At 70.0% G+C, this 24268-nt stretch carries 16 protein-coding genes; 7 read left to right on the top strand and 9 right to left on the bottom strand.

Translation table 11 applies throughout. The annotated features are described in order from the left end of the window. The first annotated feature begins 9 nt into the window (after positions 1-9). Positions 10-2817, top strand: a complete 2808-nt coding sequence (locus tag MX659_RS00935; RefSeq protein ID WP_267191615.1) for a PD-(D/E)XK nuclease family protein — start codon at positions 10-12, stop codon at positions 2815-2817. Next, positions 2814-6260 carry a UvrD-helicase domain-containing protein gene (locus MX659_RS00930; protein ID WP_267191614.1) on the top strand — a complete coding sequence of 1149 codons (3447 nt, stop codon included), beginning with the start codon at positions 2814-2816 and terminating at the stop codon, positions 6258-6260. The genes MX659_RS00935 and MX659_RS00930 overlap by 4 nt, the downstream gene beginning before the upstream one ends. Here MX659_RS00930 and rlmN read toward each other — a convergent pair. Together rlmN and MX659_RS00920 are read right to left on the bottom strand one after the other, a co-directional pair. Next, positions 6214-7245: a 23S rRNA (adenine(2503)-C(2))-methyltransferase RlmN gene (gene rlmN, locus MX659_RS00925; protein WP_267191613.1), complete on the bottom strand. Its 1032-nt coding sequence runs from the start codon at positions 7243-7245 to the stop codon at positions 6214-6216. The genes MX659_RS00930 and rlmN overlap by 47 nt on opposite strands. Beyond that, on the bottom strand, positions 7242-7751 hold the full coding sequence (locus MX659_RS00920; protein WP_267191612.1) for a ferritin family protein: 510 nt from the start codon (positions 7749-7751) through the stop codon (positions 7242-7244). The genes rlmN and MX659_RS00920 overlap by 4 nt, the downstream gene beginning before the upstream one ends. A gap of 98 nt (positions 7752-7849) precedes the next feature. Here MX659_RS00920 and MX659_RS00915 point away from each other — a divergent pair, with 98 nt between their 5' ends. Next, positions 7850-9196: a multiheme c-type cytochrome gene (locus MX659_RS00915; protein WP_267191611.1), complete on the top strand. Its 1347-nt coding sequence runs from the start codon at positions 7850-7852 to the stop codon at positions 9194-9196. 57 nt (positions 9197-9253) lie between these two features. Here MX659_RS00915 and MX659_RS00910 read toward each other — a convergent pair whose 3' ends face one another. Beyond that, positions 9254-10567: a S1C family serine protease gene (locus MX659_RS00910; RefSeq protein ID WP_267191610.1), complete on the bottom strand. Its 1314-nt coding sequence runs from the start codon at positions 10565-10567 to the stop codon at positions 9254-9256. A 160-nt stretch (positions 10568-10727) separates the two neighbouring features. On the opposite strand from MX659_RS00910, the gene MX659_RS00905 reads away from it, so the two are divergent. Next, a complete protein-coding gene (locus MX659_RS00905) occupies positions 10728-11099 on the top strand; it encodes a hypothetical protein (protein WP_267191609.1) in 372 nt (123 codons plus the stop codon). 23 nt (positions 11100-11122) lie between these two features. Beyond that, entirely contained in the window at positions 11123-12079 is a 957-nt protein-coding gene (locus MX659_RS00900; RefSeq protein ID WP_267191608.1) for a D-alanine--D-alanine ligase family protein, read from the top strand. Here MX659_RS00900 and MX659_RS00895 read toward each other — a convergent pair. The 4 genes from MX659_RS00895 to sdaAB form a co-directional block, all read right to left on the bottom strand. Further along, positions 12046-14175: a sensor histidine kinase gene (locus tag MX659_RS00895; protein ID WP_267191607.1), complete on the bottom strand. Its 2130-nt coding sequence runs from the start codon at positions 14173-14175 to the stop codon at positions 12046-12048. The genes MX659_RS00900 and MX659_RS00895 overlap by 34 nt on opposite strands. Before the next feature lie 66 nt (positions 14176-14241). Then, the gene (locus MX659_RS00890) at positions 14242-16983 is read right to left on the bottom strand and encodes a calcium-translocating P-type ATPase, PMCA-type (protein WP_267191606.1); all 2742 of its coding nucleotides are present in this window, start codon (positions 16981-16983) and stop codon (positions 14242-14244) included. Positions 16984-17109: 126 nt separating this feature from the next. Then, on the bottom strand, positions 17110-18000 hold the full coding sequence (gene sdaAA, locus MX659_RS00885; RefSeq protein ID WP_267191605.1) for an L-serine ammonia-lyase, iron-sulfur-dependent, subunit alpha: 891 nt from the start codon (positions 17998-18000) through the stop codon (positions 17110-17112). A 14-nt stretch (positions 18001-18014) separates the two neighbouring features. Further along, positions 18015-18686, bottom strand: a complete 672-nt coding sequence (sdaAB, locus tag MX659_RS00880; protein WP_267191604.1) for an L-serine ammonia-lyase, iron-sulfur-dependent subunit beta — start codon at positions 18684-18686, stop codon at positions 18015-18017. 117 nt (positions 18687-18803) lie between these two features. Here sdaAB and MX659_RS00875 point away from each other — a divergent pair, with 117 nt between their 5' ends. Then, positions 18804-19340 carry a hypothetical protein gene (locus MX659_RS00875; RefSeq protein WP_267191603.1) on the top strand — a complete coding sequence of 179 codons (537 nt, stop codon included), beginning with the start codon at positions 18804-18806 and terminating at the stop codon, positions 19338-19340. 80 nt (positions 19341-19420) lie between these two features. Then, the gene (locus tag MX659_RS00870) at positions 19421-22291 is read left to right on the top strand and encodes a helicase C-terminal domain-containing protein (RefSeq protein WP_267191602.1); all 2871 of its coding nucleotides are present in this window, start codon (positions 19421-19423) and stop codon (positions 22289-22291) included. On the opposite strand, the gene MX659_RS00865 is transcribed toward MX659_RS00870, so the two are convergent. Further along, complete coding sequence (locus MX659_RS00865) at positions 22288-23223, bottom strand: helix-turn-helix transcriptional regulator (RefSeq protein ID WP_267191601.1); 936 nt, start codon at positions 23221-23223, stop codon at positions 22288-22290. The genes MX659_RS00870 and MX659_RS00865 overlap by 4 nt on opposite strands. Further along, positions 23216-24181 carry a helix-turn-helix transcriptional regulator gene (locus MX659_RS00860; RefSeq protein WP_267191600.1) on the bottom strand — a complete coding sequence of 322 codons (966 nt, stop codon included), beginning with the start codon at positions 24179-24181 and terminating at the stop codon, positions 23216-23218. Before MX659_RS00860 ends, MX659_RS00865 begins: the two co-directional genes overlap by 8 nt. Positions 24182-24268: the final 87 nt, after the last annotated feature.

The raw sequence follows: 24268 nt of genomic DNA, 5'->3' as shown, positions 1-24268 counted from the left end.
GGAGGCGGCATGGGGCTCACGATAGTCATCGGCGATCGCAGCGCCGGCAAGACCGGCGTCCTGTACGAGCGGGTGAGAGACGCGGCGCGCCGCGGGCTGAGCGCTGCCGTCCTGCTGCCTACGATCCCTGAGCGCGAGCGGGCGCTGCGCGAGCTGTGCACGTCGCTGCCCGTCGGCGTCTCGATCGAAACGATGGACGCGTTCCTCGACGGGCTCTGGAACACCCTGGGAGACGGTCGGCGGCGTATCAGCGAGATCGAGAGGCTCGTCGTGCTTGAAGAAGTCGTCGACCGCCTCGGATCCCTGGTAAGCGAGGCGATTCCGAGAAGCGCAGCGATGCGCATCCTCCCGGTGCTCGTGCAGCGGGCAGCTGAGCAGCCGACCGGCGTGCAGCACGCTGCTGCGAGCGACCCGCAGGCCCGCGCGCTCGCCGCTGCGATCGCTGCGTACCACGAGGAGATAGCCGCCCGAGGGCTCATCGAGGCGGCGGCGGCCCGCACGGCCGTCGCACAGGCCGTCACGCGCGATGCGCTCCCGGACGTGGTGTGCATCAACCGGTTCGAGACCTTCACGCCGCCGCAGATGGCGTTCATCGAGTCGGCCGCACGGGCGGACACCGACGTGATGGTCGCGCTGACGTACGTGCCCGGCTCGGACGCGACCAGGGCGGTGACGGGGCTTCTGGAGCGGCTCCAGCGGTTGCCCGCCACACAGACAGTCGAGGTGTCCGGCTCACCGCCCGGCTCGGCAGAGGAGATGCGGGCGCTGCAGTCGTCGCTCGCACGAGGCTCGCGAGACGCGATCGCGACAGGAGCGGTGCGCCTGGTGGCGGCTCTGGGGCTGCGCGGGGAAGCGGAGGCCGCAGCCGCCGCCGCAGCAGAGATGGTAGATACTGGCATTCCAGCAGAAGAAATCGCCGTGGTGGCGCGGGGCATGAGTCGACGCGCGCGACGCCTGGGAGCGGCGCTGGAGGCTGCTGGGATCCCGTGGTGCTACGAAGGCACGTGGCACCTCCGCGACAGCGGCCTTGGGCGCGCCGTCGTCTCGCTCGTGAGGCTGGTGGCGGAGGGGAGGCGAGAACACCTCGCCAGCTTCCTGCAAAGCGGCTACGCAGGGCTGAGCCACGAAGAGGCGGACGGGTACCTGAGAGACGTGCGAACGCGGCGCACGCCTCACGGGGTCGAGATGCGGCGGGAAGCGGAACGGGCGCCCGACGAAGCGGGACGGCTCCTGCGCGAGGCGTTCGCTGCGTTCGAGGCACTCGATGAGGCTACCGCCGTCGAAGCGCTTCAACGGATCGCCGACCGGATGCTGCGCAACCGGCACGGGGTATCTCCCGTGCTGGATCGCGACGGCCGGCTCGACGCGCGTGCGCGGCAGGCGGTCCTGGACGCCGCCTCCGCCGTTCTGGAAGCCAAAGGCCGCCTCGATGCCGCCTCGCTGGCGCGCGTGCTGGAACAGGCGCGGATCCCCGCGGACGAAGGCCTGGCTGCGGGCGTCGTCGTGACTTCCACGGAGCGCGTGCGGGCTCGCCGGTTCGACGCCGTGATCGTGCTCGGCATGACAGGCGACGAGTTCCCGCGCGTGGACGCGGGGCTCGGCCTCCCGCGCCGGACCACGCACGACTTGGAGCGTCTCGGTATCGACGCGGCCCCGCGTGCCGGGTTGGACGACGAGCGCCTGCTGTTCTACCAAGCCGTCACGGGAGCGCGGCGGCGGCTCGTGCTCGTGTGGCAGGCGGTCGACGACGACGGCAACGAGAAGGACCCCTCGCTGTTCATCGACGAACTCCTGGACGCCTACGAACCAGGCCGTGGCCCGCAGATCGTCCAGTCTCGAGCGGACGCGCCGGCGCTGGCGCCCGGGACAGAGGCCTTGCGGTCGCAGGCCGGCACGCGCGGGAGCGCTCCGCACGCGGTCCTCCACGAGAGTGGCCGCGGCCTGCCCGAGGACGTCGCGGAAGAGCTCGCGCGCCGAACGGCGTTCTCCGCGAGCGAACTCGAAGCGTACTTGAGGTGTCCTCGGCGCTGGTTCTACGAACGGGAGCTCAGGCCTGCGGGCATCGACGTGGCGATCGACGCGCGCGAGAGGGGTCGCGTGGCGCACCGGATCCTGCAGCGGTTCTACGAGGCATGGCAAGAAATGGGAAATGCACGCGTGACGCCCGCGCTCCTTGCGCGAGCACTCGAGGTGCACGCCAAGGTCGCAGACGAAGTCGTGCAGTCCGAGCCGCCGCCGGAATCGCTCGACGAGCAAGCGGAGATGGACCGCGCGGTCGTCGGGACGCGGCGGGTGCTCGAGCGCGACGCCGTCAGCTTCGAGGGGTTCGCTCCGGTGGCTCACGAGATCGCCTTCGGCGTGGGGGAGAGCGGCGCGGTCGAGCTCGACGGATGGCAGCTCAGGGGCAGGATCGACCGTATCGATGCGGGCGAGGCCGGTCTCATCGTGTGCGACTACAAGACCGGAGGCGGCGTGAGCGCAGCGCGGTTCGAGGAGGACCGCATCTTGCAGGCACCGCTGTACTCGTACGCGGCCGCCAAGCTGTACGACCAACCGGTGGTCGGGATGATCTACCGTACGATGTCTGTGGGGCAAGACCGGGGCGCGTACCTCCCCCTCGTCGTGAGCTCCCCGTGGCTTGCTGCCGGCGACGCGCGTGACGCCGAGGGGATCGAGGCGCTCATCGCGAGGGCCGTCGAGCGGGCAGCCGAAGCGGTGAAGGGCATCCGGTCGGGGAACGTGAAGCCCGAGCCGTACCAAGACCAGGCGTGCGCGAGCTGCATCGCGCGGACGTGGTGCGAGGGAAGCAGAGCATGAGGATCGAGCTGTCAGACGAGCAGAGAGACGCCGTCGAGGCCGAAGCGCCGCGCGTCGTCGTGTCGGCCGGCGCGGGCGCCGGCAAGACGCGGGTGCTCACGGCGCGGTTCCTCCGCCGCCTCGAGCAGGGGCTCGACCTCGACAACATCGTTGCGGTCACCTTCACCGAGAAGGCGGCCGGCGAGCTGAAGCGCCGGATACGGGATGCGTTGGTGGCCGAGGGAGACCGGGCCGCTGCGCGGCGGGTCCCAGACGCGTGGGTCTCGACGATACACGGGCTGTGCCGCCGGATCTTGCGGGAGCACGGGCTCGAGATCGGCGTCGACCCGGGCTCCCGGGTCCTTTCGGAGCACGAAGCGCTCATCCTCGCGGCCCAGGCGATGGAGACAGCGATCTCGTCGTGCGCGGACGAGGGCGACCCCGACGTGCTGGCCGTGCTCGACGTGTGGGGCGTCGCGACCGTTGCGCGCACCGTCAGGAGCGTGCACGACCAGGTCGCCTCCGCAGGGCTCGACCCGCGCAACGTCGTCGCGCACAATCCGCCGGCTCCACTTCACGTCGAGCGCATGGCCGAAGGCCTGCGCGAGCTCGGCACGTACATGGAGCGATTCAGGCAGACCGCGACGAGGGACGCGAACGTCGAAAGCGCGCGGCGGGCAGCAGAGCTCCTGGAAGCAGTTGCCAGGAGCGCTCGCTTCGGCGATCCGAGGCAAGCGCTCGATGCGCTCGACGAACTCGAGGAGTGTCGAATCGAGGCCCGCGGAAACGAGGAGTTCAAGGAAGCCGCGCGCGCGGCGAAAGACCTGCTCGGGTCGGCGAAGGCGCTCCTGGCGCAGATCGCGTGCGCGCCGTACGAGCGCGGCATCGCCACGCTGGTGGCGCGGTTCGCCGAGACGTATGCGAGCGCGAAACGCGCGGCCTCGGCGGTGGACTTCGAAGACCTGCAGACACTCGTCGCGCGGCTCTTGAGCCAGAAGCCGGACGTCGCCGACGAGCTCCGCGAGCGGTTCGTGGAGGTCATGGTCGACGAGTTCCAAGACACGAACCGCCTGCAGAGCCGCATCGTGAGCGCCTTGCCAGGCCGCAGCCTGGTGGCGGTGGGGGACAAACGGCAGTCGATCTACCGGTTCCGATTCGCCGACGTGACGGTCTTCGACGAGCTCGCGAGAACGGGCGTGGTGAAGACGCTCACCGAGAACCGGCGGTCGCACCCGGACGTTCTGGCGGTCGTGAACCACGTGTTCGGCGCCCCGGCGCTGTTCGGCCCAGCGCACGACAGGTTGCGTCCCGCACGCCAGCAGGAGCGGGTCTCGTGGCCTGCGCACGAGCCGCGCGTGCGCGTGCTGCTCGCGGTGGGCGAGGGCGCTCGAGCGCACGAAGCGCGGCGTGCAGAGGCCGCGCTCGTGGCCGAGGAGATCGCGCGGCTGTGCGACGCGGGCATCGTGAAGCCCTCCGACGTGGCGATCCTTTCGCGGCAGCTGAGCGGCCGGGCGCGCGTGTTCGAGGAGGCGCTGAGGCGGCGAAGCATCGAGTCGGTGAGCACGGCCGGCGACTTCTTCGCGACGCCAGAGGCGCAAGACGGCGTGATGCTGCTGAGGGTCATCGACAACGTGCACGACGACGAAGCGTGGGTGCACGTGCTCGCGGGCGGTCTCGGCGGGGTCAGCGACGGCGGGCTGTACCGTCTCCGCCACGCCTCTGGGAAGGCCGGCCTGTGGTCGGCTGTCCGCGAGGCAGAATCCGTGCTCGCAGGGACGGATCTCGAGCGGGTCCGCCGGGTGCGCAGCGCCGTCGAGTCCGCTCGATCGCGGCGCGGCGCGCTGTCTCCAGGCGACGTCCTCGTGCACGCCCTTGTGGCGATGGGGCACGACGCCCGCCTCGCCGAGCAAGGTGCGGCGGGCGCGCGGGCCTGGCAGAACCTGCTCTTGCTTGCCCGGCTCGCCGACGAAAGCGACGCGTTGTCGGGGCGCGGCATCCGGGGGTTTCTGGCCGACCAGAAGGACCTCGCCGCGCTCGGCGTCGCGCAGGCTCCGGTCCCAGAGGGCACCGAGGCCGTTCGCATCATGACTGTGCACGGAGCCAAGGGCCTCGAGTTCCCCGTGGTGTTCGTCGTGGGCATGACCGAGCAGGAGAAGTCCGACAGCCCTGACGCGATGGTGGACTGCTCGGGGGAGGTGGCGAGGGTCGCGACCAGGATGCCGACCGAGCTGCTGAGCGGGACAGAGACGCTGTCGAGAAGCTCCAAGAAGCCGAAGCCGTTCGCGTACGCCTTCCTCGAAGAGAAGGAGAAGAAGGAGCGCGAAGAGGAGGAGAAACGGCTGCTGTACGTGGCGTTCACCCGTGCGGAAGAAGCGCTCTTCGTGGTCGGCGCGGCGCCAGGGCGTCCCGGGGGCGCGCGGCGGGCCGTGCTCGAAGCGCTCGGCATCGAGCTGGAGGCGGCTTCCGACCAAGACTCAGTCGTCGCCGGCGGGGTCGCGGTTCCCGTCGTGCGCCGAGCGCTTCAGACAGCAGGAGGGCCGGCACCGAACGGGCGGCAGGATGACGCCGCGGCCCGAGGCGCTCGTACGGTCCCGGATGCGGCCGCGGAGCGCAACGCCGACGGTGCGCGGGACTTCGATGCTGCGCCTCTCAGGAGCGGCCCGCTCGAGAAAAAGCGCAGCCCACGGCCGCCGCTCGAGCAGGCGGGCCACGCGCCGCGCCGCGTGTCGCCGTCGGGGCTGGAGGACTTCGAACGGTGTCCCTACCGCTACTACGCAAGCCACGTGCTCAGGCTGGCGGATCCGCACGCCGACCGCGGCGCGACCGAGTTCGGCACGATCGTCCACGAAGCGCTCCGCTACGCGGTGACAGGCACGTGGAACGCCGACAGGCGTGCGGCCGTAAGCCGCCGGCACCGCATGTCCCACGAGGACGAAGCGCGCCTCGTCGAAGCGGTGCAGACCTTCGACCGAAGCGAGCTTGCCGCAGCGCTCCGGGCGCACGAGCGCGTGCTGGCAGAAGCGCCGTTCGCCTTCGCGCTCGGTGAGACGGTGCTGTCGGGACGCATGGACGTGTTCGCCACATCCGACGACGAGGCCCTCGTCGTGGACTTCAAGTGGCATGCGAGGCCGGCGTCAGGCTCTGGGCGCGACGACGCGCAACGGTATCGCCGACAGATGGGCTGCTACGCCCTCGCGGGGTTTGCAGCCGGAGCGAGGAGCGTCGAGGCGCTCGTCTACGACGTCGGCTCAGGCAGCGTGAGCGCTTCCTGGTCGTTCGGGGCCGCAGACGCTGCCGCTCTGGACGCCGAGGCGCGCGACCTCGTAGGGCGGATCGCCGCGGGCGGGTTCCGGCCGCTCGGGGCGTACCGGCACGACGCGTGCGTCGGCTGTCCGGCTCTCGGGGGCCTGTGCTCGGTCAGGCCCCCGAGACGCGTTGCCGGAGCTGGCCGCACGCAGCGCTGATGTCGGCGCCTCGCTCGGCGCGCACCGAGGTCTCGATGCCGGCATCCGAGAGCGCGTGCAGCACTTTCCGCACGCGCTCGTCGCTCGCGCGCGAGAACGGCGAGCCCTCGACGGGATTCATCGGGATGAGGTTCACGTGCACGGGCATTCCTGTGCAGAACGCGACGAGGGAGTCGATCTCCTCGTCGGTGTCGTTCACGGCTGAGATGAGCGCGACCTCAAGCGTCGGGCGGCGGCCGGTCGCCGCGAAGTACCGAAGGAGTGCGTCCTTGAGCGCGGCAAGCGGGTAGCGACGCACGCCGGGCATCAGGCGGTCGCGCGTCGTCTGGACGGCCGAGTGCAGCGACACTGCGAGCGTGAACTGCTCCGGCTCGGCCGCGAAGCGCTCGATGCCGGGAACGATGCCGCAGGTCGACACCGTGATGTGCCGTGCGCCGATGCCGAGCGCGTCCGGGTCGTTGAGGATCCGGAGCGCGGCAAGCGTCGCGTCATAGTTCGCGAACGGCTCGCCCTGACCCATCGCGACGGCGTTCGACACCCGCGCGGAGAAGTCGCGCGCAACGCCGGCGACCTGCGCGGCCATCTCGCCAGCGGAGAGGTTGCGTGTGAATCCTGACGCGCCTGTTGCACAGAACGCGCAGCCCATCGCGCACCCTGCCTGCGTCGAGAAGCACACCGTGAGCCGGTTTCCCGAAGGGATACCGACCGATTCGACCGTCGCTCCGTCGGCGAGGCGCCACAGGTACTTCCTGGTGCCGTCCGAGGAGACCTCGCGTGCGACGAGCTCGGGCCGGCCGATCGTGAAGCGCTCAGCCAGCGTCTGGCGCAACGACGCCGCAAGGTCGGTCATCTCCTCGAAGGAAGATGCGCCGCGCACCCACAGCCAGCGCAGGACCTGCCGGGCCCGATAGCGCGGCTCGCCCATCTCTGAGAACAGACGCTCGAGCCCGGCACGGTCGTACGCTGCGATGTCAGGAAGGCTCACTCGCCGCCTTCCTTTTCGAGCACCTCGTGGTAGCGGTCGCGGTGCTTCCGCTCGAAGCCGCCGACCGCCCGGAAGTACTGCGCGATCTCCGGGAAGCCCTCCTGCTCGGCGATCTCGGCGAAGGACGGGTACATGTCGACCGTCTCGTAGTTCTCGCCCTCGGCTGCGGCTTTGAGGTTGTCCGCCGTGGAGCCGAACGCGCGCATGTACGCGAGGTGGCCGAGGGCGTGCGCGGTCTCCTCCTCGGCCGCGTGCTCGAACGCAGCGGCAGCTCTCTCGTCGCCCTCAAGGCGGGCGATGCGCGCGAAGAGCGTGTAGCGGCGGTTGGCCTGCGACTCGCCGGCGAACGCCGCCTTCAGGTTCTCGAGCGTCTTGGTGCCAGCAAGGTCGCCGGGACCTTCGTACGGCACGAAGAACGACTGGGGCGCGCCGCACACCGGGCAGCGCTCCGGTGCGGGTCCGACGTGGTAGTAGCCGCAACCCTTGCAGCGATAGCGCTCGACCATGGCGTCTCCTTCCGATTGTAGGGAATAAACGGTCACGACAGATGATACCCGCGTCCGTACCATCGCGGCCGCCAAGGGAGAGCGAAGGGAGCGAGCCTATGAGATCCAAACAGGCGCTCGTCGGCGCCGCAGCAGCGCTGCTGCTGGTCGGCGCAGCGTCGGCGGCGTGGGGCCTGCCCTCGATACCGAGCAGCAAGTTCCAGCCGGCGGAGGGGTGCGGGTGCCACGCGGGGCTCTACGACCAGTGGCAAGCGTCGATGCACGCGAAAGCGCTCACGGACCCGCTGTACCTCCACAAGGTCGCGGAGGCCGACAAGGCGACCAAGGGCGCTCTCGGCCCCTACTGCACCGGATGCCACGCACCCGTGGCCGTGATGGGGGGCGAGATCTCTGGGCTTGACATAAGCAAAGTCTCGCCGCAGGGCAAGCAGGGGGTGGGCTGCGACCTGTGCCACCAGGTCGTGGGAACCGAAGGCGCGCTTGGCAACACCTCGCTCAAGGTGCAGGCCGACGGAGCGAAGCACGCGCAGCTCAAAGATGCCGTGTCACCCGTCCACGCGACGGCGTACTCGGCGTTCCATGAGTCGGCGGAGTTCTGCGGCAACTGCCACAACGTGGATCACCCGGTGAACGGCATGCACCTCGAGATGACGTACTCCGAGTGGAAGAAGGGCCCGTACGCCAAGGAAGGGATCGTGTGCCAGGACTGCCACATGACCCCAGGCCCTGGCGTCACCAAGCCGAACCCCGGGAAGGCCGCGGCGGGCGGCCCTGAGCGCGAGCACATCTACACGATGACGTTCGCGGGCGGCAATGTCGGACTCGGCGATGCGGCGAGGGCCGAGGAGCGCCTGAAGGCGGCGGCGAAGGTCGAGATCGACGTTCCTGACGTGGTGGAGCCCGGGAAACAGACGAAGGCCGTGGTGACGGTCACGAATGTGGGCGCCGGCCACTACATCCCGACGGGGCTCACCGAGGTCCGCCAGATGTGGCTGGAAGTGAAGGCGCTCGACGCTGCCGGCAAACAGATCGCCAGCACGAAGCACGAGTTCGGCACCGTCCTTGAGGACGCGAAGGGCAACCACCCCGTGGAGCTGTGGGACGCCGTCGGCATCTACAAGGACGACCGCATCCCGCCGCGCGGCTCGAGCACCGACGAGGTCGCTTTCACGATGCCGGACGGCGCGGTGACCCTCAGCGCGGTCCTGTACTACCGCTCTGCGCCCGAGGAGATGGCGAAGGCCGCAGGCGTGGAGATCCCGACCACCGAGATGGCGAAGGCCGAGAAGGTCGTCTACACGTCCGCAGAAGAGAAGTCGAAGGCCGCGGTGCCCGCGCCAGAGGGCGACGGCGGCATGGGCGGTCTAGCCACGTGGATTGCGGCGGCCGTCGTGCTTGCTGCGGGCGTCGCAGCGGCGATCGTCATCGCTCGGAGGAAGGCGTAGGCAAAACGCCACAAGAAGCGCGAAGGGCCGGCAGCGCAGCGGTGCCGGCCCTTCTGCTTAGAGGTTCTTCGGTTTGACGCCGACTTTCATCGTGACCTCGATCTGCTTGCCGTTGCGCCACACCGACAGCGTGACCGTGTCGCCGATGGCGTGCCGCCGCACGGCGAGCAAGAGGTCGTCCATCGAGCGGATCGGGGTCTCGTTGAGCTTGACGATGACGTCGCCGGGCTTCAGGCCGGCCTTCTCGGCTTCGGTGCCCTTCGTCACGTTCACGACGTACGCGCCTTCCTCGACAGGCAGCTTCTTCTCGGCGGCGAGGTCGGCCGTCACGGTCATGCCCTCGATCCCGAGGAAGGGGTGCTTCGCGGAGCCGGTCTCGATGATCTCGGTCGCGACGCGCACGGCGGTCTTCACGGGGATCGCGAAGCCGACGCCGTCATCGGCGCCCGTGTCGGTGAAGATCGCGGCGGGGATCCCGACGAGTGCGCCGGTACGGTCGACGAGCGCGCCGCCGGAGTTGCCCGGGTTGATGGCGGCGTCGGTCTGGATGACGTCGACGAGCGGGTAGCGCTTCGCGTTCTCCGCGAAGTCAGGAAGCGAGCGGTGGATGGCCGAGACCACACCGGCCGTCACGGAGTGCTGCAGCCCGAAGGGCGAGCCGATGGCCACCACGAGCTGCCCCACGACGAGCTTCTCGGAATCACCGATGGTGATGAGCGGGATCTCGGCGTCGATCTTCACCACCGCGATGTCGGTCTCCTCGTCCGCGCCGACCACGACGCCTTTGATGCGCTCGCCGGTCGAGTCCGTGACGACGATCTTGTCGGCATCGGCGACGACGTGCTGGTTGGTGACGATGTAGGTCCCTCCGTCCTCGGCGCGCTTGAACGCCACGCCCGAGCCGTTGCCGGTGACGGGCACGGCCGGGTGGTCCTTCGGAAGCCCGCTCCCGGAGTCTGAGGTCTCGTTGGTCGTGACGTCGATGTTGACGACGCTCGGCACGGCAGCAGCAGCCGCCGCCGCGACCGCCTCCTCGGTCGCGCCCGACACCACGCGCACGGTGCCGGTCGCCGGGGCTATCCGCGCCTCTCGCGCGAGGAGCCACCCGCCATAACCGCCCGCGACGCCGAAGAGGGCCGAGACGAGCGCCGTGACGACGAGGATGCGGCCCCATGGGGTCCGCGCTCGCTCGAGCGGCGCCGGCGGTGGCGGCAGGACGGGCCCTGCTGGCAAGACGGGCTCTGCTGGCGGCTCGTCGCTCGTCGGTCCAGCGGCGGCGTCCTGCGAACGCAGGGCCTCCTCCTCGGCCGAGGTCTCAGCGGGCGCCACGTCCGCGCCGCGTTCGTCAGGCAGGCGAGGGTCGAGTTCCATGGCTGTCCTCCCTATCGTTCAGCCCTGCCACTAGACTACACGACGGACGGCCTGCCCGTCCGGGCCGGGCGCTCGAACGCACAGGATTCTCACAGGTGCCCGCGAGTTGTGCGTCGAGCCAGCGCTCCTCTAGACTGGCTCAAGCAAGAGGAGGCCCGTGATGTTCGAAGACGAAGTCGCTTCGCCTGCTGGCCCGCGCGGCGTGAGCCTCGTGCCGTTCTCGCTGTACCTCCTGGCGTGGGTGGTGCTTGCGATCTCGTCGTTCGTGCTGCTGAAAGACGATGCGGCCGCAGGCGCGGTGCTGTGGTCGGTAAACTACGGGCGCGTCGCGGCCGCGGGGCTCGTGCTGGCGGCGATGGGGCCGGCGCTCGCGCTCGCCGTGTGGATCGTGACGCGCGCGGTGCGGCCCCCGGAGCACCGGAGGGGGCTGCTCGCAGACGCTCTGCTCAAAGGCGGCGGGGCTGCGCTCGTGGGAGCGGTGCTTTGGCTCGTCGCGTTGTTCGCGCTCGACATGTGTTGCAGAGGCGCGTGAGCGCTCGTTCGAGGAGGGTCCTTGTGCAAGCGCCTGACATAGCGGGTGTGCGGGTGGCGGTGCTGATGGGCGGGCGCTCGGCCGAGCGCGAGGTGTCGCTCAACACGGGCGAGCAGGTGGTGGCAGCGCTGCTCGAGCGGGGAGCGGACGCGTTTCCCATCGACACCGCGCAGCCGTCGTTCATCGACGAGCTGCGGGTCACCAAGCCAGACGTCGCGTTCATCTGTCTGCACGGCAGGTACGGCGAGGACGGCACGGTGCAGGGGCTGCTCGAGCTTCTCGACCTTCCGTACGTGGGGTCAGGAGTGCTGGCAAGCGCGCTCGCGATGGACAAGGTCGCGTCCAAGCACGTGTTCTCCGCGTGTGGCGTGCCGACGCCCCCGTACGTGGTGGTGCGCGAGGGCCGGCCGTGGAGCGACGAGGAGGTGGTCGACGCCGTCGGGCCTCGGTGCGTCGTCAAGCCAGCGTCCGAAGGCTCCGCGATCGGCGTGACGATCGTCCACGACCCGTCGGAGCTCGCCCCGGCTATCGCGGAGGCCTTCCGGCACGACAGCGTGGTGCTCGTCGAGCGGTTCATCGACGGGACCGAGGTGACTGTCGGGGTGCTCGGCGTCGATCCGCCGTTCGCGTTGCCGACGCTCGAGATCGTCCCAGCGCACGAGTTCTACGACTACGAGTCGAAGTACGTGCCCGGCATGAGCCGCCACATCATCCCCGCACGCGTGCCCGAGGAGGCGCGGGAGCTGTGCGCCAAGCTCGCGGTAGCCGCGCACGAAGCGCTCGGGTGCAGAGGCGTGTCGCGGACCGACATCATCGTCGAGCCGAGCGGCGAGGCGTGGGTGCTCGAGGTGAACACGATACCGGGCATGACGCGCACGAGCCTGCTGCCGGACGCGGCGCGGGCCGCCGGCATCGAGTTCCCCGAGCTGTGCGCTCTGCTCGTGGGTTACGCGCTCGGGGACTCGTCTTCGGAAGCCTGAGCCGAGCGGGGCCGGCGGGCCTTCTGCGCGAGCGGCAGCTCGATCACGAATCGCGCCCCGCCTCCGGGGGCATCGTCGACGTACGCGCGACCGCCGTGCGTCTCGGCTATCGTCTTGACGATGTACAGGCCGAGTCCCGCGCCTCCGGTACCCTCTTCCAGTTGCGCGAAGCGCTCGAAGACCGCCTCGCGCGCGTCCGGGGGCACGCCAGGGCCGGTGTCCTCGACGGCGAGCAACGCCCGGTCCTGCGCACGCTCGACGACGATGCGGACCTTCGCCTCGGCTGATGTGTGCTTGATGGCGTTGCCGACGAGGTTGTCGAGCGCTTGGCGGAGCCGCTTCGGGTCACCGTCGGCCTCCACCTGCGAGCGCGCGACCACCGTCACCTCTCGTCCGAACGCCACCCGCGCGGCCTGGGCGGCCTGCGCGGCGAGAGCGGCCAGGTCGACCGGCTCGACCGTGCTAGGACCGAGCGCCTGCTGGGCTCGCGCCGAGTCGAGCAGGTCTTCCACCAGCGACCGCATCCGTTCGGTCGACTCGCGCATCGAGGCGACGATGCGCACGCGCTGCTCGTCGGTGAGGTCGCGCTCAAGCATCTGCACGTATCCGGAAAGCACCGTGAGCGGCGCTCGCAGGTCGTGCGACACGAGCGAGAGGATCTCGGAGCGCAGCTTCTCGAGCCGGTACTGCTCGGTGATGTCTCGCACAGAGAGCACGAACGCATCAGGCGCGGCTGTCACGTCAGCGCGCACCTCCATCCAGCGCTCGCCGTGGCTCGGGGCGTTGCAGCGCACCACGACCTCGTTCTCCAGCGCGCGCTCCACGAGCTCGGCAGGCGAGAGCGGCTCGCCTTCGGGCGTGGCGATGTCCATCGCTGCGAGCAGATCCTCGAGCGGTTTGCGGAGGATGAAGCCGAGGGGGCGCCCGACGCAGACCGCGAAGGCGGGGTTCGCGACCTCCACGACGCCTCGCTGCACGAGCAGCTTCGCCTCTGCCGACTCGTCGAGCACCGTCCTGAGCGCCTGTTCGGCTGCCAGCGCCTGGTCCGTGGCTGCGGCAAGCTCGCGCTCACGGACGGCCAGCAGCCTGACGAGCTCGCGCACGGTTTCCGCGAGCTCGCGGAACTCGGCGGGAAGCGCGGGGTCGATCGGCGGCGTCTCCGCGGGCGGCTCGCCGTGCACCGCGCGCAGCCCTTCGTCCCGCAGCACGGCGAGCGTCGCATCGAGCGGGCGCACGACCGTCCGGGAGAGCGCTGTTCCGAACGCCAACCCGAAGAGCAGCGATACGAGGCCCATCGAGAGCGGGAAGGTCCAGCTGGCCAGGACGGGGTCGCCGCGCAGTGGCTCGGTGAGGACGAGCGTGCCTGCGGGCCGGCCGTCGAGCCCGGCGAGCGTGCCGCGCGCCTCGAATGCATCTCCGCGAAGCCACGCCGCAGCGGAGACGAACCCCGGCACCGTGCCGAGCGCGCCCTCGCCGGTGACCCGTTCGCTCACCGGCTCGAAACCGGCCTGGACGCCGAGCGTCTTGCCGAGCTCGGCAAGGTCGAGGTGACGGGCTACGACGAGCCACCCTGCGGGACTCGCGGTCGGCGACCCTCCGACGATCGGGCGGACGGCCGCGATACCAGGCCCGGACGGAAGGAGCACGACGCCGGCGCGCGGGCCTGTGGTGCCCGAAGCGACCGACCGAAGCGCATCGAGGTCTGGTGCGTCTCCGTACGAGAAGACCGGGACCCCCGACGAGCGTACCCACAGCACGTCATCTGCGCCGGACTTGTCCCGCAGCCACGGGTCGAATTCCTCAGTGATGAACGCGTCGCTCGGACGGAGCGTTCGCTCGTAGAACTCGTCCCACTCCGTATAGGCCACGACGTAGGAGTCGAGCACGTCTGCCTGCGCGTCGAGGATCGCGTGGGCGGTGACGAGGGTGCGGCGTGCGTCGTGGGTGACGGTCGCGCGCGTGAACGCCGCTGTGGCGACGCGCGTCGCGCCGAAAACGACGAGGAACAGAAGCAAACTCCCCAGAACAAGGGAGCCGGAGAGCCGCGCCTGCAACGTGGCAGGCAGAAGCGGAAGCCGTGTGCGGAGACGAGCCACGGGCAACTCCCGATAACCGGTCGTATCACGCCGATTATCGGCGCATTCGCGCAGTCAATCAAACGGTCAGGCCGAAACGGGCTCCGTCGGAGCCGAGCGGGCGGACGACCGCGCGACCAGGCGCTTCGTGATGTCGATGAGCACCGTCGGCACGATCGCGGCGGCGATCACCGCGAGCCAGTCCGAGACCGAGAGCGGCTGCGTCTTGAACACGCGCTGCAGCGGCGGCAGGTAGACGACACCGAGCTGCAAGAGGAGCGAGCCCGCGAAGGCGACGTTCAGCCACCGGTTCTTGAGCGAGTACGCGCTGAATATGCTGCGGCTCTCTGACCGGAACGAGAACGCGTGGACGAGCTGGGCCAGCACCATCGCCGAGAAGAGCATCGTCTGCGCGCGCTCGAACGAGTGGCCGGGCATGAACAGGTCGGCCCACACGTACATGATGAGGCCGGCGACCGTGATGAGAGCGCCCTGCCAAAGCACCTGCGCCTGACGTTTGCGGGCGAGCACCGACTCGCTCGCATCGCGGGGAGGCCGCTCCATCACCCGCGGCGAGGCCGGATCCACGCCCAGCGCGAGCGCGGGGAAACCGTCGGTGATGAGGTTGATCCACAGGATCTGCAGCGGCAGGAGCGCCGGCCGATCGGCGAAGAACGTCGTGACGAAGATGATGAGGACCTCAGAGACGTTGCACGAGAGCAAGAAGAGGATGAACTTCTTGAGGTTGTCGTAGACGGCGCGGCCCATGCGCACCGCCTCCACGATCGTCGCGAAGTTGTCGTCGGCGAGCACCATGTCGGCCGCCTCGCGCGAGACGTCCGTTCCGACGCGGCCCATCGCCACACCGATGTCGGCCCGCTTGAGGGCAGGCGCGTCGTTCACGCCGTCGCCGGTCATGGCCACGATGTGCCCGTGCCGCTTCAGGGCCTCGACGATGCGCAGTTTGTGAGCGGGGTCGACGCGGGCATAGAGGCGCGTCCGAGCCACCGCTTCATACAGCTCGTCGTCGGACATGCGTTCGATCTCGACACCGGTGAGCACCTCGCCATCGTCGCTGAGGCCGACCTGTTGAGCGATGGCGCGTGCGGTGAGCGCGTGGTCGCCGGTGACCATCGCGACCTCGATGCCCGCGCGGCGGCACGTAGCGATGGCCTCGGCGGCCTCGGGGCGAGGGGGGTCGACGAGGCCCACGATGCCGACGTAGGTGAGGTCGCGCTCCACCGCGCTCGGCTCGTCGACTGTCGCGTCGTCGAGCTCGCGGAACGCGATGGCGAGCGTACGGAACCCAGACGCGGCGAGCTCCGTGTTGATAGCAAGGATGCGGTGGCGCATGGTCTCATCGAGCGCGACGCGCTTCCCGCGAACGAGCGCGTGGGTGCACAGGCCGAGCACGACGTCGGCGCCGCCCTTCACGTACGCGACTGGCCTGCCATCGACGACATGCACGGTCGTCATGCGCTTGCGCTCGGAGTCGAACGGGATCTCCGCGACGCGGCGGGGTCGCCGGCGCGACTCGGCGAGCGCGTCGGCGGCCACGACGAGCGCCGTCTCGGTGGGGTCTCCTACGAGCGTGCCGTCGGCCGTGAAGTGGGCATCATTGCACGACGCCGCGATCTCGAGGAGCAGGTCGAGGCCGGCGGGGTCCGGCGTCAGGTCGTCTGGCTGGAGCGCCCAGTCGGGCAAGATGTCGGCCCCATCCAACCCAACGACGACGCGCCTGACGGCCATCTCGTTCCTCGTGATGGTGCCGGTCTTGTCCGAGCAGATGAAGGTGGTGGACCCGAGCGTCTCCACCGCGTGGAGCTTCCGCACGATCGCGTTGTGCTCGGCCATCTTGCGGACCCCGAGCGAGAGAGCGACGGTCACAATCGCGGGAAGCCCTTCCGGGATGGCCGCGACTGCGAGCGAGATCGCCACGAGCAACGCCACGGTCAGCCGTGCGCGGAAGGCCTCGTGGGCGAGCGCGGCGAAAAGCGATGTCTCGCCCGACGCGTTGTAGGCCTGCCACGCGCCGACGGCGAAGACGATCGTTGCGATGGCGAGGATGAGCGTGGCGATGCGCTTGCCCACGCCTTTGAGCTCGCGCTGCAGAGGGGTCGCCTCCTCCTCCTGCTGCGCGAGGAGGTCGGCGATGCGGCCCATCTCGGTGGCCTGACCGGTCTCGGTGACGATGAAGCGGCCGCGTCCGACGGCGACCGTCGTGCCCGCGTACACCATCGTCGAGCGGTCGCCGAGCGCGCAGTGCAGCTCGCACTCCGCATCAGCGTGCTTGGAGACAGGGCGGCTCTCGCCTGTGAGGGAGGACTCGTCCACCTTGAGCGAGGCCGCCTCGATGAGCCTGCCGTCGGCCGGCACCTTGTCGCCGGCCTCGAGGATCACGACGTCGCCCGGCACGAGCTCGGCAGCGGGCACCTCCTGCTCGACGCCGTCGCGCACCACGGTCGCCGTCGGTGCCGCCATCTGCTTCAGCGCCTCGAGCGCCTGCTCGGCGCGGTACTCCTGGATGAAGCCCAGAAAGCCGTTCAGAAGCAGGATCGCGGTGATGGCGAAGGCCTCGAGCAGCTGATGCTCGATCGCCGAGATCACGACCGCTGCCATGAGGACCCAGATCATGAAGTCGTTGAACTGCGCGAGGAACTTCTTCCAGGCGGGGACCTTCACCGGCGGTGCGAGCAGGTTCTGCCCGTGCTCGGCCAGGCGTCGAGCCGCCTCCTCGGCCGAAAGGCCGCACTCAGGGTCGGTCCCGAGCGCGGCGGCGACCTCGCGCACCGGCATCACGTGCCACGCGGTCTCGCGGCTCTCGTCCATCAGCGCCTCCTCAAAGGAAAAGACCTCCGGCGTCATCGCCGAAGGTCTTGCGTCGCTTCTCGCGTCGGCAGGACCGGGGCCGAAGCCCGGGATTGTCGGCCTGCCTCCCTCGCACGGGCGAGGTCGCTACTCCCCTTCGTCACTGTGCGGACGATACCCGCTGGCAAGCGAGGATGCAAGGGTGCGCCCCGTCGGCGTCGCCGCCAGGCCGCCGAGCGCGGTCTCGCGAAGCGAAGGGGGAAGGCTGCGACCGACATGCCCCATCGCATCGATGACCTCGTCGACAGGAATCGGGAACGCCAGGCCGCCGAGCGCCATCTCGATCGCGGCCAGTGCCACGGCCACCGCAGTCGCGTTGCGGGCGACGCAGGGCACCTCCACGAGCCCGCCGACCGGGTCGCAGACGAGCCCCAAGAGCCCTTGGAGCGCGAACGCGGCCGCGTGTCCGGACTGCTCCGGCGTGCCGCCCGCGAGCTCGACTGCGGCCGCCGCCGCCATTGCTGCCGCGGCCCCGGTCTCGGCCTGGCATCCACCGGCGGCTCCCGAGAGAGTGGCCCGCGCCGCGATCACCCCGCCGACGGCTCCGGCGGCAGCGAGCGCGGCCACCACCCGCTCGCGCGGCGCGCCCAGCCGTTCGGCAGCGGTGAGCAGCACGGCCGGCAGCACGCCCGAGGCGCCGCCGGTTGGCGCGGCGACCACACGCCCCATGCACGCGTTCACCTCTGCGCCTGCGAGGGCCCGCGACAGCGCGGTCGCGAACGTCGCATCGGTCAGGCGCGGCGCGGATGCTGCGAGCGCGCGCCCTGATCTGCCGACAAGGTCGGAGCGGGAGCGCAGCTCCTCGCTAAGCCCGCGCTCGACTGCCGCTTCCATCACCGCGAGCGCGTCCGACAACCGGGCGATCACCTGTGCTTCGTCAGCGCCCGTCTCCTCGCATTCGAGCGCGATGGCTGCCGCAGAGATCGAGCCGTGGTCGTCGGCCGCAGCGAGGAGTTCGGCGAAGGACGCGTACGACATGCGGGAACCTTCCGTCACACGGCCGGCACGGAGCGCACCTCGACGACGCCGTCGATGGCCGCGATGCCGGCGATCGCCTCGTCGGGGACGCGCTCGTCCGTCTCGATGAGCATGAGCGCACGGGCGCCGCGCCGCTCACGGGAGACCTGCATGGACGCGATGTTGATGACGTCGGCCGCCAGGCGAGCGGTCACGGCCGCCACCACGCCAGGCTGGTCGTGGTGGACGACCACCAGAAGCGGCAGCTCGCCGGTGACTTCGACGGGGAAGTCGTCGATGAGCGTGACGACCACATCGCCGCCGCCGAGCGACGAGCCCTGCACGAGGTGGGCACGCCCGAAGGCGTCGGTGAGCTCGAGCCGTGCGGTGTTCGGATGCACGTCGCCGAGATCGCCCGATACGAACGTGACCTCCAGCCCGGACGCGTTTGCGAGCTCGAGCGCGTCCGGGAGGCGTTCGTCGTCGGGGCGCATGCCAAGCAGTCCTGCGGCGAGTGCTCGGTCGGTGCCGTGGCCACGGCCGGTCGTGGCGAAGGAGCCGTGCAGCGTAACCCGGGCCCGCCGCGGCGTGCCGCCGACGATGGCGCGCGCAAGCGCACCCAAGCGCGCAGCACCCGCGGTGTGGCTGGACGAGGGTCCGATCATCACGGGCCCGATGATGTCGAACAGGCTGCGTTGGCGTGGCATGTGCTGATTGTACTCGCCGAGCGCGGTGTGCGCGCGTGGTTGCCCGGATGCAGCCAGGGGCGTATGCTCGTGCGGCGCGTCTCGCGCTGTTCAGGCAAGCGATCGAAAGGAACGCACATGTCAGAAGCACCACAGGCCGCCAGCGGCGGTCAGAGCAAAGTCGTCATTGCGCTCGCTGCGGTGGTCGTCGTGCTCGTCGGGGTCATCGTCGGACTGGTGGTGTTGAACAAGCCGGCCGCGCCGGCCGCGCCCGCCAACGGCACGGCGGCCAACGGCACGAGCGGCATGCCGGCTGGCATGCCTGCCGATGTGCCGTTCGATCCGAAGACCGCGACCAAGGTCGTAGCAGGCAAGACCCCTGAGGACCACGTGAAGGCGTACTTCGACGCAGTGGTGAAGGGCGACTTCGCGACTGCCTACGAGCTGCTTCCTGCCGACAAGAAAGCCGCGCAGGACGAGGCCGCGTTCGCCGAGCAGCTCAAGGGCTACGGCATCAGCTCGTACACGATCGACAACGTGACGGAGAAGGACGGCGAGACCCAGGTGCTCGCCACGGCCTCGATGGCCGGGGGCAGCTTCCAGTACTTGTGGACGTTCGTGAAGGACGGGAACGACTGGCTGCTCAAGTCGCGCACGCTTCCCGGCATGAACTAGCTACGGACCGCATCGCGCGCATCACGGGGCGGCGCCACGCGCCGCCCCGTTGCGTCAGACCGGCGTGATACCCTTCGGACATGAGGACCGAGGCGCTTCTCGAACTGCTCCAGCCCGGCACCGATCCGGACGTCGCTGCCGCGTACGCGTCATACGGGGAGCGCGCCCGCGACGCGGTTTTCGGCTTCGAGGACGAAATCGCGTTCCTCGACGTGGAGACCACGGGATTCGATCCAGGGCGCGACGAGATCATCGAGGTCGCTGCCGTCGTGGCGAAAGGGCCAGAGATCCGCGCCCGCTTCTCGACGCTCGTCAGGCCCGAGCGACCCGTGCCGCTCGAGATTGCAGAGCTCACGGGAATCGACGACGCGATGCTCGCCGACGCTCCTCGCGTCGACGAAGCGCTTGCAGGCGTTGCCGAGCTCGTCGGCGACCGGGATGTCGTCGCGCACAACGCAATCTTCGATAGGACCTTCACAGAGGCCGCCGGCTGGAAACACCCACGCGGCGAGGCTGCGTGGCTGGACAGCCTGGACCTCGCGCGGATCGCCCTTCCCCGCATGCGGAGCCACCGCCAGACCGACCTCGCTCGCGCGTTCGGGCTTCTCGTGGAGCCGGTGCACCGCGCGGTGGGGGACGTCGAGACGCTCGCACGGCTGTGGCGGGTTCTGCTGGTGGCGCTCGACGACTTGCCGCCTGGCGCGCTGGCGGGCGTGCTCGGACTCTTCACGGGCTCCGGGGATTCGCTCGCGCGCGTGCTCGCGCACGTGGCGGCCGCGCGCCCGCAGACGAGCTTCGACCTCAAGCGACTACGCCAGGAACGGTTGCGCGCGGAGCGTCCGAGCACGCTCAAAGACGCGCGCGAAGCCGAGATCGCGTCGCTTTCCGTGGACGAGATCGCCGCTGAGTTCGACGCGGCGGGCGCGGTGGGCCGCATGTATGCGGACTACGAACGGCGTGCGGAGCAGGTCGAGATGGCGCGCGCCGTGACCGAGGCGCTGAACGAGGGCCGGCACCTGGCCGTCGAGGCAGGTACTGGCGTCGGCAAGTCGGTGGCGTACCTGGTCCCGGCCGCCCGGTTCGCGCTCGAGAACAGCGTGCCTGTCGGCGTCGCCACGAAGACGAATGCGCTCATGGACCAGCTGCTGTACCGCGAGCTGCCGGCGCTTGCGAGAGAGATGCCGCGCCTGCGGTACGTGGGGCTGAAGGGATACGAGCACTACCTGTGCCTGCGCAAGTTCCGACGCCTGATCGGCGCGGGCGGGCCCGCAGAGGCGGAGGCCCGTGCCGTTGCGGCGATGCTCGTCTCGTGGGTCGCCTCGACGTCATGGGGCGATCTCGACGCGGTGAACGTCCACTGGCGGCAGGATATCAGGCGGGCGGTCGCGGCGAGCGCGCCGGAGTGCACGAAGAAGCGCTGCCCGTACAACGCCGTCTGCTACATCCACGGCCAGCGCCGGCGTGCACGAGACGCGCACGTGGTCGTGACGAACCACTCGCTCCTGTTCCGCGACGCGGTCTCAGGCAACCAGATCCTGCCACCGATCCGCCACTGGGTGGTCGACGAGGCGCACGGCGCGGAGGCCGAGGCCCGGGAACAGCTGTCGAACGCCGTATCGTCGTCCGCCTGCACCTCGTCGCTCTCTGCGCTCTCGACGCGAGGTCGAGGAGGGCTGCTGGAGTCGGTCCGGGCGCAACTCGACGCCGGGGACGACGCACGCGCGCGAGCTGACGCGCTCATCGCGCTCGTCCACGAGGCGACAACGATCGCGGAGTCGTTCTTTTCCGAGCTCAAAGAGATCGTCGTGCCCGGGGAGTACGGGCGCGAAGCCGAACGCATCACGGCACGCGAGCGCGCTGAAGGGCCGTGGAGCCGTGCAGCAGCGGTGGGCTGGTCGCTCGTCAAGCGGCTCGACCGGCTGCTCGCCGAAGGCGCGGCGGTCGTCACCGCCCTCGAGGCCGCCGAGGACGACAGCGAGCTCAAGGCCGATCTGGTCGGCCAGCTTACGGCGCTCGCCGATGCGAGGGAGGCGCTCGTGCTCATCTTGGAGGGGGACGACGAGCGCTTCGTGCACGTCGTGCGGTCCGAACGTCGGGGCGAGTCTGTCGAGGTGACGGTCGAATCGCTCCTGTACGATGTGGGAGAAGCGCTCGCCGAGCTGTTCTACCCCGAGGTGATGAGCGTCATCTACACCTCTGCCACCATCGCTGCGGGCGACGACTTCTCGCACTTCGAGCATGCGGTCGGCCTCGACCGGCTGCCGGATGGCTCGTACACGACGTTGCGTCTCGCCTCATCGTACGACTTCGACCGGCAGATGACCGTGTACGTTCCGACAGGCATTGCCCCACCCCGCTCGTCCCGCTATCTCGAGGACCTGGAACGCGTGCTCTTCGACGTCCATGTGGCCATGGGCGGCTCGGTCCTCACGCTGTTCACGAACACCAAGGACATGCGCACACTGTATGGGACGCTCGCCGAGCGGTTGCGGAGCGAGGGCCTGCGGCTCATCGTGCAGTCACGCGGGACCTCCGCGAAGCGCGTGGCAGACGAGTTCATCGCTGACGAGCAGCTGTCGCTGTTCGCCACGAAGTCGTTCTGGGAGGGCTTCGACGCCAAAGGCGACACGTTGCGCTGCGTGGTGGTCGTGCGCCTGCCGTTCGCGCAGCCCACCGACCCGCTCATGGAAGCGCGCAAGGAGCGTGAGCGCTCAGTGTGGTGGGACCGCTACTACCTGCCGGAGGCGATCATCGAGCTCAAGCAGGCGGCGGGCCGTCTGATCCGGTCGTCCACGGACACCGGCTGCCTCGTGCTCGCGGACAGCCGGCTGTCCACTGACGTGCCCTACGCGCGCCGCTTCCTCTCCGCGCTTCCCGTGAGCGATGTCGAGCGCGTGCCGGTGGAGCGCTTGCGGGAGACCATCGCAGCGCGGTTCGGGAAGGGGTGCTAGGCGGTCAGATCGGCCAGCAGCCGCTCCGCCATCGCCCGCACCTCAGCACGGACGTCCGCCGGCTCCACGACCTCGATGGCCCCGAGGCCGGAGCAGACCTCGCGCGCGATCCAGTGGGCGGATGCGAACGGGAGGCGGACGACGAGCGATCCGTCCGGCTGTGGCTCAACCACCGCACCCGGCCAGTCCCGGTTCTCGATGGAGCACCCGGGCGCGACGCGCAGCGTAGCCACCGGCTGCGCCGCCAAGTCCGGGACGACGCTCCGCGCCGCGGCTGCGGGCCGGGCGAAGCGCTCGGCGAGCCCCTCGGCGTCGCGGATGCGGTCGAGGCGGAAGGTGCGTTCGGCTCCGGCGGACTCGCAGAACGCGATCAGGTACCACACGCCGTTGCGGTTCACGAGTTCGAGCGGTCGCACCACCCGCTCACGCGGCGTCTCGTCGTGCGCCGAGAGGTACGCGATGCGCACCTTGCACGACGACTCGATCGCGTCGGCGAGCGTTGCGTAGGTCTGCGCGGCACCGACCGCAGGGCTCGTGCACAGCGTCTGGGCGAGACGCTCAAGCGACCCGGCTGCTGCGGCTGCTCCTGCAAGCTTCGTGGCAAGCGGGTCGTCGGCGTCCGCTCCTGCTGTCTCGAGGGCCGCGATGAGCGCTCGCAGCTCCGCATGCGTGAGTCGGAGCGGTCGGTCGAGCGCCGGCGGGTCCGCAAGCACGGTGACGCTGTCGGTCTGGATGTCGAGGTCGATGAGCGCGTCGGGGCTGAACGGCGGGACGCCGCAGAGCACGATGTCTTCCAGCAGGCCGGCGACCTCCTCGGTAGAGGCGCCGAGCGTCGCTGCGAGGTCCGAGAGCCGCAAGGTCGCGCCGCGGCGAAGGTGCGGGATGAGCGCAAGCATCATGCGCGCCCGCTGCGAGGACGAAGCTCTACTCATGGCGCGCAGCCACCTCCTCAAGACCGACGCGGTACGCGCGGACCGCCGACGCTGGTGCGAGCGGGACGATGCCGGGGCCGTTCGCGATGCACCAGGAGGCGAATGCGCGCGGCGAGGCGATCTCGACCTCCCACCGGAGGCCGCCGTCCGCGTCGGCGTTCAGGCGCCCCTTGCCCTCCGTGAGATGCGCGGCTCGCCACGCCGCATCGGGCTCGAAGCGCGCCGAGCCCTGAACGCGGTCGCTCCCGATCTGGAACGGCAGCACCAGGCAGTCCTCGATGCGGAAGCCCGCAGGCGGCTCGAAGTCAGGGTTCTTGGGGCTTGCGGCGTTCACCTCGAGCCCGCTCGCGCGCACGAGCGCGTAGATGCGCACCTCGCCGATTGCGACATCGCGTCCGACGAGGTACCAGCGCCCGCGACGGAACGCGAGGCCGTATGGCTCGACCTCGTGAAACTTGCTCTCGCCGCGCGCGTTGGTGTAAGCGAACCGCACGCGCTTGCGCCGTGCGACCGCGTCAGCTGCGGCGCGGGCCAGCGAAGATTGCCGCTCCGGATCCTCCAGCGCGAGGGTCGAGCGTGCCGGCTCGTCGGGGAACGGGCCGAGGTCCATCTTCGCCACTGCCAGGGCGAGGTCGTCGCCGAAGGGGAAGGAAGGATCGTTCACGAGTGCTGCAGCGAGCACCCGCACCTCCGCGCACTCCGCGTCTGTGAGATCGACCTCCGCGGCGAAGCTTTGCGCGGCGTCTATGGAGTAGCGGCCCTCCTCGTCAACGACGATAGCGATGCCGGCTGCCCGAAGAGCGTCCTTGTCGCGCTCGAACATGCGTTGGAACGCGGCATCGTCGGCGTCGTCCGGATACCCCAGGCCCGCTTCGCGGCACTGCTGGATAGTGACGGGACGCGCGCGCGACGCGAGGTACAGCGCCAGATTGACGAGCCGTTCGTGAGCTGCAGTCATGGCCCTCCCTTCGTTTCTGCGATTGTACGACGAGAGCCGAGCGGGAGGCTCGCCAGGCGACGACGCTATCCTGTGCTTGCCCTCGAG

It is taken from the genome of Parvivirga hydrogeniphila (genome assembly GCF_023371205.1).
Taxonomy (GTDB): Bacteria; Actinomycetota; Coriobacteriia; order Anaerosomatales; family Anaerosomataceae; genus Parvivirga; species Parvivirga hydrogeniphila.
Note: the sequence above shows the minus strand (reverse complement) of the source record. Positions and strands in the feature narration are given on the sequence as shown.